12 protein-coding genes and 1 rRNA gene are annotated in these 12,688 nt (G+C 73.2%); 11 read left to right on the forward strand and 2 right to left on the reverse strand.

The annotated features are described in order from the left end of the window. The first annotated feature begins 183 nt into the window (after positions 1 to 183). The 3 genes from rrf to ACH4TL_RS22390 all read left to right on the forward strand — a co-directional run bounded on the left by rrf (position 184) and on the right by ACH4TL_RS22390 (position 2,193). A 5S ribosomal RNA gene (gene rrf / locus ACH4TL_RS22380) occupies positions 184 to 300 on the forward strand. Positions 301 to 481: 181 nt separating this feature from the next. Continuing rightward, positions 482 to 1,426, forward strand: a complete 945-nt coding sequence (locus ACH4TL_RS22385; RefSeq protein ID WP_398316807.1) for a hypothetical protein — start codon at positions 482 to 484, stop codon at positions 1,424 to 1,426. Positions 1,427 to 1,449: 23 nt separating this feature from the next. Beyond that, the gene (locus ACH4TL_RS22390; protein WP_398317711.1) at positions 1,450 to 2,193 is read left to right on the forward strand and encodes a hypothetical protein; all 744 of its coding nucleotides are present in this window, start codon (positions 1,450 to 1,452) and stop codon (positions 2,191 to 2,193) included. Between the two features lie 64 nt (positions 2,194 to 2,257). Here the strand turns inward: ACH4TL_RS22390 and ACH4TL_RS22395 are convergent, their stop codons facing one another. Further along, complete coding sequence (locus ACH4TL_RS22395; protein WP_398316810.1) at positions 2,258 to 3,529, reverse strand: DUF1015 domain-containing protein; 1,272 nt, start codon at positions 3,527 to 3,529, stop codon at positions 2,258 to 2,260. Between the two features lie 79 nt (positions 3,530 to 3,608). On the opposite strand from ACH4TL_RS22395, the gene ACH4TL_RS22400 reads away from it, so the two are divergent. The 4 genes from ACH4TL_RS22400 to ACH4TL_RS22415 all read left to right on the forward strand — a co-directional run bounded on the left by ACH4TL_RS22400 (position 3,609) and on the right by ACH4TL_RS22415 (position 7,857). Beyond that, positions 3,609 to 4,640 carry an HAD-IIA family hydrolase gene (locus ACH4TL_RS22400; RefSeq protein WP_398316813.1) on the forward strand — a complete coding sequence of 344 codons (1,032 nt, stop codon included), beginning with the start codon at positions 3,609 to 3,611 and terminating at the stop codon, positions 4,638 to 4,640. Between the two features lie 123 nt (positions 4,641 to 4,763). After that, a complete protein-coding gene (locus ACH4TL_RS22405; RefSeq protein ID WP_398316816.1) occupies positions 4,764 to 5,825 on the forward strand; it encodes a FecCD family ABC transporter permease in 1,062 nt (353 codons plus the stop codon). Further along, positions 5,822 to 6,883 (forward strand): FecCD family ABC transporter permease, encoded by a 1,062-nt coding sequence (locus ACH4TL_RS22410; RefSeq protein ID WP_398316819.1) that lies wholly within the window; start codon positions 5,822 to 5,824, stop codon positions 6,881 to 6,883. The genes ACH4TL_RS22405 and ACH4TL_RS22410 overlap by 4 nt, the downstream gene beginning before the upstream one ends. Continuing rightward, a complete protein-coding gene (locus ACH4TL_RS22415; RefSeq protein WP_398316822.1) occupies positions 6,880 to 7,857 on the forward strand; it encodes an ABC transporter ATP-binding protein in 978 nt (325 codons plus the stop codon). Before ACH4TL_RS22410 ends, ACH4TL_RS22415 begins: the two co-directional genes overlap by 4 nt. A gap of 60 nt (positions 7,858 to 7,917) precedes the next feature. On the opposite strand, the gene ACH4TL_RS22420 is transcribed toward ACH4TL_RS22415, so the two are convergent. Further along, complete coding sequence (locus tag ACH4TL_RS22420; RefSeq protein WP_398316825.1) at positions 7,918 to 8,265, reverse strand: sterol-binding protein; 348 nt, start codon at positions 8,263 to 8,265, stop codon at positions 7,918 to 7,920. Positions 8,266 to 8,331: 66 nt separating this feature from the next. Here ACH4TL_RS22420 and ACH4TL_RS22425 point away from each other — a divergent pair, with 66 nt between their 5' ends. The 4 genes from ACH4TL_RS22425 to recN all read left to right on the forward strand — a co-directional run bounded on the left by ACH4TL_RS22425 (position 8,332) and on the right by recN (position 12,464). Continuing rightward, on the forward strand, positions 8,332 to 8,673 hold the full coding sequence (locus ACH4TL_RS22425; protein WP_398316828.1) for a hypothetical protein: 342 nt from the start codon (positions 8,332 to 8,334) through the stop codon (positions 8,671 to 8,673). A gap of 39 nt (positions 8,674 to 8,712) precedes the next feature. Next, positions 8,713 to 9,579, forward strand: a complete 867-nt coding sequence (locus ACH4TL_RS22430; RefSeq protein ID WP_398317714.1) for a TlyA family RNA methyltransferase — start codon at positions 8,713 to 8,715, stop codon at positions 9,577 to 9,579. 20 nt (positions 9,580 to 9,599) lie between these two features. Then, positions 9,600 to 10,544 (forward strand): NAD kinase, encoded by a 945-nt coding sequence (locus tag ACH4TL_RS22435; RefSeq protein ID WP_398317717.1) that lies wholly within the window; start codon positions 9,600 to 9,602, stop codon positions 10,542 to 10,544. Positions 10,545 to 10,712: 168 nt separating this feature from the next. Beyond that, entirely contained in the window at positions 10,713 to 12,464 is a 1,752-nt protein-coding gene (gene recN, locus ACH4TL_RS22440; protein ID WP_398316831.1) for a DNA repair protein RecN, read from the forward strand. The last annotated feature ends 224 nt before the right edge of the window (positions 12,465 to 12,688 follow it).

Below are 12,688 nucleotides of genomic sequence, written 5' to 3' on the forward strand. Positions count from 1 at the left end.
GGTTGATAGGCCAGATATGGAAGCCGGGTGACCGGTGGAGTTGACTGGTACTAATAGGCCGAGGGCTTGTCCTCAGTTGCTCGCGTCCACTGTGTGGTTCCCGGGTTGCGAACAGTCGCACCGGTGAATCAGTTCCACTTACTTAATTGAAAAGTGTGCTTGTTCGCTAGAACCCGATAGGGTTTCGGTGGCCATTGCGTTAGGGAAACGCCCGGTTACATTTCGAACCCGGAAGCTAAGCCTTTCAGCGCCGATGGTACTGCAGGGGGGACCCTGTGGGAGAGTAGGACGCCGCCGAACAATCTTTGGAGGACCCCTGGTCCCAGCGTTCATGCTGGGACCAGGGGTCCTTTTTGTTTTGGCCAGAAGACAGGAGTCACGTAGATGCCCACCAACTCTTCCGACGACCGGGGGGACCGCGAGCCGCGGCGCCGGGACGGCGGCGACCGGAGGGACTTCCGCGACTCCGGACCGCGCCGCGATGACCGTGATCGTGGTGGGTTCCGTCGCGACGACCGGCGTGATGATCGGCCTCGTGGGCCGCGTCGCGAGGACGACCGTGGTGGACGTCCCACTGGCGGTGGCTACGGTCGCCGTGACGACCGGGGCGGTCGACCGGGCGGTGGCTTCGAGCGCCGCGACGATCGACGCGACGACCGGCGTGACGACCGCCCTCGTGGTCCGCGTAGGGACGACCGTGATGGTGGCTTCCGTCAGGGTGGGTTCCGTCGTGACGAGCGTCGCGATGACCGCCGTGACGACCGTGGTGGCTTCAGGCGTGATGACCGCCGTGACGACCGGCGTGATGATCGGCCTCGTGGGCCGCGTCGCGACGACGACCGTGGTGGACGTCCCACTGGCGGTGGCTACGGTCGCCGTGACGACCGTGGTGGCCGACCGGGCGGTGGCTTCGAGCGCCGGGATGACCGGCCCGCGTTCCGGCGGGATGACCGTCGGGACGATCGTCGGGATGACCGGCGTGATGACCGTGGTGGGTTCCGCCGCGATGACCGCCGGGATGACCGCCGTGACGATCGTGGTGGGTTCCGTCGGGACGACCGGCGTGATGACCGTGGTGGGTTCCGCCGCGATGACCGCCGGGATGACCGGCGCGATGATCGCGGTGGGTTCCGCCGCGACGACCGCCGCGACGATCGGCGCGATGATCGCCGGGACGACCGGCCCCGTGGGCCGCGTCGCGACGACGACCGCGGCGGCTTCCGCGGTGGGCGGGACGACCGTGGGTCTCGGCGTCCGTACGGCGGCGGTGGCGGCGGTGGCGGTCAGGGCCGGGGGCGTGACGACCGGGGCCGTGGGCCGCGTCGCGACGACCGGTCCGGTGGCTACGGCCGTCGCGACCGCGACGACCGCGGCCGGGACCGCGACCGCGAGCCGATCAAGCGGCTGCCGATCCCCGAGGACGTGACCGGGGACGAGATCGACAAGGACGTGCGGCAGGAGCTGCTGAGCCTGCCGAAGACCCTTGCCGAGGACGTCGCCAAGAACCTCGTGATGGTCGCCAAGCTGCTGGACGAGGAACCGGAGCGGGCGTACCAGTACTCGCGCGTCGCGCTGCGGCTCGCCTCCCGCGTCGCCGCCGTCCGTGAGGCGGCGGGGTTCGCGTCGTACGCCGTCGCCAAGTACTCGGAGGCGCTGGCGGAGTTCCGTGCCGCGCGCCGTATGACCGGCAACAACGACCTGTGGCCGGTCATGGCCGACTGCGAGCGCGGCATGGGCCGTCCCGAGCGGGCGTTGGCCATGGCCGGTGAGCCCGAGGTGCAGAAGCTGGACCGGGCCGGGCAGGTCGAGATGCGGCTGGTGGCCGCCGGTGCCCGGCGCGACATGGGTCAGGACGACGCCGCCGTCGTCACCCTCCAGAGCCCGGAGCTGGCGTCGAACTCCGTCCAGCCGTGGACCGCCCGGCTGCGGTACGCCTACGCCGACGCGCTGCTGGCCGTCGGTCGCGAGGACGAGGCGCGGGACTGGTTCGCCAAGGCGTTGGAGGCGGACCAGGGCGGCACCACGGATGCCTCCGACCGGCTCGCCGAGCTGGATGGTGTCGAGTTCGTGGACGTTCTCGACGATGATGAGACCGACGAGGACGTCGCGGAGACGACCGAGGCCGCCGAGGCCGCGGAGAACAGCGAAGAGGTCGCGGACCGCAAGGACGGCGACGACAACAGCGGCAGCTGATACCTGAGGGCGGAACCCCGGCCACCACCCCCGGCCGGGGCTCCGCCCTCTTCGCTTTGCGGGCTCAGCCCAACGTCAGACTGCGCAGTACAAGACCCGTGGCGGGCTTCGGCCCGAAGGACGTCGACTTGCGCGGCATCGCGACCCCCTGCCGCGCCAGCTCGCGGACGACCTCCTCGCGCACCGGATGCATCAGCACCGCCGTGCCGCCGTGCCGCTCCGCCTGTTCGACGGCCGCCTCCGCGTTGTGGATGTAGCCGATGTGCTCGGCACTGTCCGGGATCTGCCAGAGGTGGTCCAGGAGCAGCGAGTGCAGGACGGTCGCGTCCAGCGTCCGCCACGCCTCGGGCCGTCCCTCGGGGACCGTACGGGCCAGCAGCCCGGGGTCGGGTCGGTCGAGCAGGTGGAACCGGCCGTCGCCCGCGAGCAGGAAGGCGTTCGTGGTGGACGCCTCCGCGAGGGCGTCCAGGGCGCGTGGCAGCGGGCCGTCGACCGTCCGCACCCGGAAGGCGGTGCGCGCCGTGGCCAGCGCGTCGGCCACCGGGAGGTGGCGCAGCAGCCGGTGGATGGCCCGGACCCGCAACGGGTAGCGGGCGGTGTCGACCAGGAGGACGAGGCCGAAGTTCCAGGGGCCGGGATCGGTGCGCTCCTCGCGCAGTCGCAGATAGGTGGCCCAGCGGTGGTGGCCGTCGGCGATGAGGGCCTGGTGGTTGCGCAGATCGGCGGCGATCTCGACCAGGTCGGCCGGGTCGGTGATCCGCCACAGCCGGTGGTCGAAGCCGTCTTCGGTGGTGGTGGAGAGCAGCGGCTCGTGCCGGATGGTGCGTTCGATGACGTCCGACGCGCCGCCCGTCCCGTTGCCGCGGTAGGCGAGCAGCAGGGGTTCGAGGTTGGCGGCGGTGGCGCGCATCAGGTCGGCGCGGTCCTCCACGATGTGCGGCATGACCTCCTCGTGCGGGAGGACGATGCCCTCCTCGCGCGGGCTCAGCCGCAGGGCGCCGATCAGCCCGCGCTGGAGGATCTGGGCGTCGCGCTGTTCGTAGACGTACAGGGCCGGTTCGGGGTCGGGTGCGAGAATGCCGTCGGCCTGCCAGCGGCGCAGGGTGTCGGCTGCCTGCCGGTGGCGGTCGGCGGGGGCGCCCGCCTGCGGGAGGATGAGCCGGACGATGTTGTGGGGGTCGGCCGTCTCGAGTTCGCGCAGACCGTCGGGGCGTACGACCACGTCGTAGGGCGGTGAGGTGACGGCGGAGAGACTGCCGACCCGTTCCGCGTCGTAGCGCAGCCCCCGGAAGGGGGTGAGCTGGAGACCGTGCCCGCCTGGCCCTGAAGTGGTCATTAGAGAATGTTATGCCCCGGTCGGCGATGCGCCATGATCGGGGGGAGAACGCATGGATCTGCGAGGAGAGTGTCCCCCCATGAACCAGACCGTCCGGATCGCGCCCGAGGGCAGCCAGCGGTCGCTGAACGAGGCGTACGACACCGCGCTGCTCGACCTCGACGGGGTGGTGTACGCGGGTGGCGAGGCCATCGCGTACGCCGTGGAGTCGCTGGTCACCGCACGGGACGGCGGCATGCGGCTGGCGTATGTGACGAACAACGCGCTGCGCACGCCGCAGACCGTCGCCGAGCATCTGACCCGGCTCGGGGTGCCCGCCGGGGCCGAGGACGTGATCACCTCGGCGCAGGCCGTCGCCCGGCTGATCTCCGAGCAGCTGCCGCAGGGTGCGCGGGTGCTGGTGATCGGCGGGGAGGGGCTGCGGGTGGCGCTGCGCGAGCGCGGGCTGCTGCCGGTGGAGTCCGCCGATGACGACCCGGCGGCGGTGGTCCAGGGGTACGGCGGGCCCGACCTGCCGTGGGCGCGGCTGATGGAGGCGGGCTACGCGGTGGCGCGCGGGGTGCCGTGGTACGCGTCCAACACGGACCTGACGATTCCGAGCGGCCGCGGGATCGCGCCGGGCAACGGTGCGGCGGTGGAGGTCGTACGGATCGTGACCGGCCAGGACCCGCAGGTCGCGGGGAAGCCGCTGCCGCCGATGCACCGCGAGACGATCCTGCGGACCGGGGCCCGGCGGCCGCTGGTGGTGGGGGACCGGCTGGACACCGACATCGAGGGGGCGTACGCGGGCGGCGTCGACTCGCTCCTCGTGCTGACCGGGGTGACGACCCCGGCGCAGCTGCTGGCGGCGGAGCCGAAGCACCGTCCGGCCTATGTGGACCGCGACTTGCGGGGGCTGCTGACGCCCCAGCCGCCCGTCGAAGCGGCCGACGGGGGCTTCCGGTGCGGCGGTTGGACGGCGCGCGTGGACGGCGGCGCGCTGCTGCTGGACGGGGACGGCGACGAGCCGCTGGACGGGCTGCGGGCGCTGTGCGCGGCGGCCTGGAGCGAGGCGGGGGAGGGTGTGAGCGGCGCGGACGCGGGGAAGGCGCTGGCTCGGCTGGGGCTGTGAGCGGAAGGCCCCCGGGCCTGGGGTGATGTGACCGGGGCCGCGGACCCGCCTCGGTGTCGCACGTGCAGATTAGGGTAACCTAACCTAAGTCTTGATCGGCCGTGCTGTGAGGTGGAGTTCCGCGTGACCCTGGTCAGTCCGGCGAAAGCCGGGCCCGAGACAGCGACCGATACGGCGGCTCCGCCACCCCGCCGGCAGACCGCGCGTCGAGCGGCCGGGCTCGTCGTCTCGCTCGGCGTGCTGCTGGCCGTCGCGGCCGCCAGCATCGCGATCGGCGCCAAGCCGATCGCGCTGGGGGACGTCTGGCACGGACTGTTCCACTACACCGGCAGCGACACCGATGTGGTGATCAAGGACGTACGGCTGCCGCGCACCCTCCTCGGGCTGCTCGTGGGCGTCGGTCTCGGGCTCGCGGGCGCGGTCATCCAGGCCCTCACCCGCAACCCGCTCGCCGACCCCGGGCTGCTGGGGCTGAACGCGGGCGCGTCCGCCTCCGTCGTCTCGGCGATCAGCTTTCTCGGCGTCACCTCCCTGACCGGCTATGTGTGGTTCGCCTTCCTCGGCACCGCCGTCGCTTCCGTGCTGGTGTACGCGCTCGGCGGCAGCCGGGGCGCCACCCCGGTGCGGCTCGCGCTCGCCGGTACGGCCGTGTACGCGGCGCTCTACGGCTACATCAACTCCGTACAGCTGCTGGACAGCGCGGCGCTCGACAAGATGCGCTTCTGGACGGTCGGTTCGCTCGCCTCCGCCAATATGACGGTGGTCCGGCAGGTGGCCCCGTTCCTCCTGGTCGGCGCGGTGCTGGCGCTGGCGCTCGGCCGTTCGCTGAACGCGGTGGCCCTCGGCGACGACACGGCGCGGGCGCTGGGCACCAACCTGGTCCGCACCCGGGCGATGTCGATGCTGGCGGTCACCCTGCTGTGCGGGGCCGCGACCGCCGCGTGCGGGCCGATCGCCTTCGTGGGGCTGATGGTTCCGCACCTGGTCCGGGCGCTCACCGGACCCGATCTGCGCTGGACCCTGCCGTACGCCGCCGTGCTGTCGCCCGTCCTGCTGCTGGGCTCCGACGTGATCGGGCGGATCGTCGCCCGGCCCGCCGAACTCCAGGTCGGCGTCGTCACCGCGCTCGTCGGCGGGCCCGTCTTCCTCTATCTCGTACGCCGCCGAAGGATGGCCCAACTGTGAACGCGAGCAAGCGCACCACGCCCAGGGCGAGCGGAGTCACGCTGCGCACCGGCGGCCTCTCGCTGCGCCTGGACGTCCGCGCCGCCGTCGTGGGGCTGCTGCTGCTCGCCGTGGCGCTGGCGATGAGCGTGGTCCTGATCGGCACCGGCGACTTCCCCATGGCCCCCGCCGATGTGCTCCGCACGCTGGCCGGGAACGGCACCGTGGCCCAGGACTTCATCGTCCACGACCTGCGGCTGCCGCGCGTCCTGGTCGGGCTGCTGGTCGGCGCGGCCCTCGGGCTTGCCGGGGCGGTCTTCCAGTCCATCTCCCGCAATCCGCTGGGCAGTCCGGACGTGATCGGCTTCGGGCAGGGCTCGGCGGCCGGGGCGCTCACCGTGATCGTCCTCTTCCAGGGCGCCCCGGCCGAGGTCGCCGCCGGTGCGATCTGCGGCGGTCTGCTGACCGGCGTCGGGGTCTACGCGCTGGCCTGGCGGCGGGGCGTCCACGGCTACCGGCTGGTGCTGGTCGGCATCGGCGCCACCGCGATGCTCGCCGCCCTCAACGGCTACCTGCTCACCAAGGCCGACCTGCCCGACGCCACCCGCGCGGTGGTGTGGCTGACCGGCTCGCTCAACGGGCGCGACTGGACCCAGGTCTGGCCGCTGGCCTGCGTGTGCGCGGTCCTGCTGCCCGTCGTCCTCGGGCAGGCGCGGGGGCTGCGGATGCTGGAGATGGGCGACGACAGCGCGTACGCCCTCGGGGTGCGGGTCGAACGGACCCGGCTGGTGCTGATGTTCGCGGGCGTCCTGCTGACCGCCTCCGCCACGGCCGCCGCCGGGCCCGTCGCCTTCGTGGCGCTCGTCGCCCCGCAGCTGGCCCGCAGGCTCACCCGTTCGGCCGGTCCCAATCTGCTGCCAGCGGCCTGGATGGGCGCGGCCCTGCTGGTCACGGCCGACTGGTCCGCGCAGCGGGCCTTCGGCGCCGATCAGCTGCCGGTCGGGGCGCTGACCGCGATGCTGGGCGGCGGCTATCTGCTGTGGCTGCTGGTGACCGAGCGCAGGGCGGGGCGGATATGACGGTTCGTAAGGACGGCAAGGGCCACAGCGGCTACAAGGGCTACAGGGAAAAGGACACCGGGCAAACCGTGGCTTCCAGCAGCAACAGCACGAGTACGAACACGAGCACACGTACGACGGACCGGCAGCGGCTCACCGCCGAGGGGCTGACCCTCGCGTACGACCGGCGCACCGTCGCCGAGGACCTGTCGGTCGCCATCCCCGACCACTCCTTCACGGTGATCGTCGGCCCCAACGCCTGTGGCAAGTCCACCCTGTTGCGCGCCCTGTCCCGGATGCTCAAGCCGACCGCGGGGTCGGTGCTGCTGGACGGCGAGTCGATCGGCTCGCTGCCCGCCAAGAAGGTCGCCCGCACCCTCGGTCTGCTGCCGCAAGCCTCCATCGCCCCGGACGGGATCACCGTCGCCGACCTCGTCGCCCGCGGCCGCTACCCGCACCAGGGGCTGCTGCGGCAGTGGTCGGAGACGGACGAGCGGATCGTCCAGGAGTCGATGGCGGCGACCGGCGTGGCCGAGCTGGGGGATCGCTATGTCGACGAGTTGTCCGGCGGGCAGCGCCAGCGGGTGTGGATCGCCATGGCCATCGCCCAGCAGACCCCGCTGCTGCTCCTGGACGAGCCCACGACGTACCTGGACATCCAGCACCAGATCGACGTGCTCGACCTGTGCGCCCAGCTCCACGAGGAGCAGGGCCGCACGCTGGTCGCGGTGCTGCACGACCTGAACCACGCCGCCCGCTACGCCACGCATCTGATCGCGATGCGGGGCGGCGAGGTCGTCGCGGAGGGCGCGCCCGGGGACATCGTCACGGCGGAGCTGGTGGAGCGGGTCTTCGGGCTGCGCTGCCAGGTCATCGACGATCCGGAAACGGGAACGCCGCTGGTCATACCGGCCGCCCGGAAGTCCCGTACGGCCGTCCCGGCCGCGGGGACGGCGGAGGCCGAGCCGGTGGCCGCCGCGGCGACGGAGTCCTGAGCGAGGGCGGGGGTTACCCGGGGTTACGGGTCAGGGTGGTGCGTACGCGGGAGCGGGCCGCTAGAGCAGCTTCCGCAGCCGCAGCAGGTCGAGGAACCCGGCTTCCAGCTTGACCCGGCCGCTGCCCCAGGCCCGGGCGAAGTGCAGCTCGCCGTCGACCAGGGCGACCAGGTCGTCGCCGGACATGGCCAGCCGGATCTGGGCGCGGTCCTCCGGGGGGCCGGGCGTGGTCGTCACGTCCTCGATGCGGCTGTCCACCAGACGGCCCACGAAGGTCGTGTCGAGGTCGGTGATCCAGCAGCTCACGGAGCGATCGAGCGCGGCGGCGCTGCGGAGGTCCCCGTTCGCGCCCGCGAGGTTCTCCGCCAGTTTGTCGAGTGCGTCGCGGCACTGTTCCAAGGTGGCCATCGCCGACGACGGTACCCCAGGTCGCGCCCCGCCGGGACGCGTCCCCTTCGCGGTAGCGTCGGGGGCATGAGTGAGCCGATGCCGGGCGTACGGCCCGGGCCCGAGCCCGCCCCGGAGTCCGCCGAGCAGGCCCCGGAAGGCCCCGGGACGCCCGAGGGGACGCCTGCGGAGGAGCCAGGCGAGGGGGCCGCCGGGGCGCCGGGCAGGGCCGCCGATCCGGCTCCGCTGGGTGTCGCCCGTACGGCCACCGGCGTGCCCGACGTCGACACCCGGCTCGACCGGCTGGCCGATGCGGACGACCTCCCGGTGAGCAGCCACCTGGAGGTGTACGAGGATGTGCACCGGGGCCTGCGCGACACGCTGACGGCACTCGACCGGCGGCCCGGCCCGCCCGCCCCCTCCCCGTAAGAACGACCCCCGACTCCAGGAGCTGAACCACCCGTGGCAGTGACCCGCCCACGACGCGTACGACTCGACGCGGAGCTGGTGCGCCGCAAGCTGGCCCGCTCGCGCGAGCACGCGAGCCAGCTGATCGCGGCGGGCCGGGTGACCGTCGGCGGGGCCATCGCGACCAAGGCCGCGACGCAGGTCGAGACCAGCGCCGCGGTCGTCGTGACCAAGGACGACAGCGATCCGGACTATGTCTCGCGCGGCGGTCACAAGCTCGCGGGCGCGCTGTACGCGTTCAGCGAGGAGTACCGCGAGGGGCCGGGGCGCACGACCGAACCCACCCCGGTCTCCGGCTCCGGGCTGACCGTCGCCGGGCGGCGGGCGCTGGACGCGGGCGCCTCCACCGGCGGCTTCACCGACGTCCTGCTGCGCGCGGGCGCCGCCCATGTGGTCGCCGCCGACGTCGGCTACGGGCAACTTGCATGGTCTTTGCAAAGTGATGAACGCGTGAGCGTTCTCGACCGTACGAACGTACGCGAGCTGACGCCGGAGCAGATGGGAGGCGAGCCCGTGGACCTTGTCGTCGGGGATCTGTCCTTCATCCCGCTCGGTCTTGTGCTGCCCGCCCTGGTGCGCTGCACCGCTCCCGACGCCGATCTGGTGCTGATGGTCAAGCCACAGTTCGAGGTCGGCAAGGAGCGGCTCGGCAGCGGTGGAGTCGTCCGCAGCGCACGCTTGCGTGCCGAGGCGGTGCGGACGGTGGCTCATCAGGCCGCGGACCTGGGGTTGGGTGTGCTCGGCGTGACCGCCAGCCCGCTGCCGGGGCCGTCGGGGAATGTCGAGTACTTTTTGTGGATGCGCGCCGGGGCGCCGGCACTGGACCCGGACGATGTTGACCGTGCAGTGGCGGAGGGGCCCAGTTGACCACTTCAGAAGCAGCGGCGATGGCGGATGCGGCGACGAAGACCGCAGCGGACAAACCGACGTCCGAGGCGACCGCCGACCGCACCGTGTTCCTCCTCGCGCACACCGGCCGCCCGGCGGCCATCCGCAGCGCCGAACTCGTCGTCCAGGGGCTGGTGCGCAGCGGCATCGGGGTGCGGGTGCTCGCCGCCGAGGCGGAGGACCTGCCTCTGCCGCCCGAGGTCGAGCTGGTCGACGCGGGCCGCGACGTGCTCGACGGCTGTGAACTGCTGGTCGTGCTCGGCGGCGACGGGACGCTGCTGCGCGGCGCGGAGTTCTCGCGCATCTCCGGCGTGCCGATGCTCGGCGTCAACCTGGGCCGGGTCGGCTTCCTGGCCGAGGCCGAGCGGGACGACCTGGACAAGGTCGTGGACCGGGTGGTGAGCCGCCAGTACGAGGTCGAGGAGCGCATGACCATCGATGTGCTCGTCCGCAACGACGGGCACATCGTGCACACCGACTGGGCGCTGAACGAGGCGTCGGTCGAGAAGGCGGCGCGCGAGCGGCTGCTGGAGGTCGTCACCGAGGTCGACGGCCGCCCGGTCTCCCGCTTCGGCGGCGACGGCGTGGTGTGCGCGACGCCGACCGGCTCGACCGCGTACGCCTTCTCGGCGGGCGGCCCGGTGGTGTGGCCCGAGGTCGAGGCGCTGCTGATGGTCCCGATCAGCGCGCACGCCCTGTTCGCCAAGCCCCTGGTGACGACGCCGGAGTCGGTGCTCGCCGTCGAGGTGCAGCCGCAGACCCCGCACGGGGTGCTGTGGTGCGACGGGCGGCGCACCGTGGAGCTGCCCGCCGGGGCGCGGGTGGAGGTGCGCAGGGGAGCGGTGCCGGTGCGGCTGGCGCGGCTGCACCACGCGTCGTTCACCGACCGGCTGGTGGCGAAGTTCGCGCTCCCGGTGGCCGGGTGGCGCGGGGCGCCGCACTAGGGGGTGTCCGGCCGGGGGCGGAGACCGGGAACACCCTTTCGAGGGGATACGTCCGGTACACCCCCGGCCCCGGTGAAGGGGAGGTCATCGGGCGACCCCGTGTTCACCCTGGGTAGGGGCGGGGCCGTCCCCGGGGGTGGCCGTCGCGAGGTGGCCGGTAAACCTCGTATGGTCTTGCACGTGCTGGAGGAGATGCGGATACGTGCCCTGGGTGTCATCGACGATGCCGTGGTCGAGCTGTCACCCGGCTTCACCGCGGTGACCGGCGAGACCGGCGCGGGCAAGACCATGGTCGTCACGAGTCTCGGGCTGCTGCTCGGCGGGCGCGCCGATGCCGCCCTGGTGCGGATCGGCGCCAAGGCGGCGGTCGTCGAGGGCCGGATCACGGTCGACGCCCGCTCGTCCGTCGCCGTACGGGCCGAGGAGGCGGGTGCCGAACTCGACGACGGGGCGCTGCTGATCAGCCGTACCCTCTCCGCCGAAGGGCGGTCCCGCGCCCATGTGGGCGGCCGGTCCGTGCCGGTGGGGCTGCTCGGGGAGCTGGCCGACGACCTGGTGGCCGTCCACGGCCAGACCGACCAGCAGGGCCTGCTGCGGCCCGCCCGGCAGCGTCAGGCGCTCGACCGGTACGCGGGCGCCGCCGTCGCCGGGCCGCTGGAGAAGTACGCGGGCGCCTACCGGCGGCTGCGCGCCGTCGCCGCCGAGCTGGAGGAGCTGACCACCCGGGCGCGCGAGCGGGAGCAGGAGGCCGATCTGCTCCGCTTCGGGCTGGAGGAGGTCGCCGCCGCCGAGCCGCGGGCGGGCGAGGACGACGAACTCGCCGCCGAGGCCGAGCGGCTGGGCCACGCCGAGGCCCTCGCCTCCGCCGCCGCCCTCGCGCACACCGCGCTCGCCGGCAACCCCGAGGACCCCGAGGGCGTGGACGCCGCCACCCTCGTCGGCGGCGCGCACCGCGCCCTGGAGGCGGTCCGCGCCCACGACCCCGCCCTCGCCGGGCTCGCCGACCGCATCGGCGAGGTGGGCATCCTGCTGTCCGACGTGGCCGGTGAACTGGCCGGGTACGCCGACGATCTGGACGCCGACCCGCTGCGGCTCGCCGCTGTCGAGGAGCGCCGCGCCGCGCTGGGCCAGCTGACCCGCAAGTACGGCGAGACCATCGGCGACGTGCTGGCCTGGGCCGAGCAGGGCGCCACCCGGCTCGCCGAACTCGACGGCGACGACGACCGCATCGGCGAGCTGACCGCCGAACGCGACGCGCTCCGCGCCGACCTGAGCGAGCTGGCCCAGGCGCTCACCGACGCCCGTACGGAGGCCGCGGCGCGCTTCGCCGAGGCCGTCACCGAGGAACTGGCCTCCCTCGCCATGCCGCACGCCCGGGTGACGTTCGCCATCCGGCAGACCGAGGCCGCGGACGAGGCGTCCGGGGTCGAGGTCGGCGGGCGGTCGGTGGCGTACGGCCCGCACGGCGCCGACGAGGTCGAACTCCTCCTCGCCCCCCACCCCGGCGCCCCGCCCCGCCCCATCGCCAAGGGCGCCTCCGGCGGTGAGCTGTCCCGGGTGATGCTCGCGGTCGAGGTCGTCTTCGCGGGCTCCGACCCCGTACCGACGTATCTCTTCGACGAGGTGGACGCCGGTGTCGGCGGCAAGGCCGCGGTCGAGGTGGGCCGCCGCCTGGCCCGCCTGGCCCGCTCCGCCCAGGTCGTGGTCGTCACCCACCTGCCGCAGGTCGCCGCCTTCGCTGACCGGCACCTGGTGGTGGAGAAGACGAACGACGGTGCGGTGACGCGGAGCGGTGTGAAGGCCATGGAGGGCGAGGACCGGGTCCGCGAGCTGTCGCGCATGCTGGCGGGCCAGGACGACTCCGAACTGGCCCGCGCCCACGCGGAGGAACTGCTGGAAGCGGCCCGCACCCACCACTGACGGGCCACCCGCCCCTTCCCATTGGCCCGGCCCCCGGGGGCCCTGCCCAGCGGGGTTCGGGGCTGGTCCGGGTGTTGTCGGGGGTGTGGAGTTCACCCTTATGGGTGGTGTTGCGGACGTACGGGCGAGCGGGGGGTGGGGGTGGCGTGGGAGCGTTGCGGCGAGCGCGCCGTGAGTGCTGGCATTCTTGGCGCAGTAAGCGCACGTTCGACACCGCCCCAGGA

The sequence above is a fragment of the Streptomyces sp. NPDC021115 genome, from assembly GCF_044333065.1.
Classification (GTDB): Bacteria; Actinomycetota; Actinomycetes; order Streptomycetales; family Streptomycetaceae; genus Streptomyces.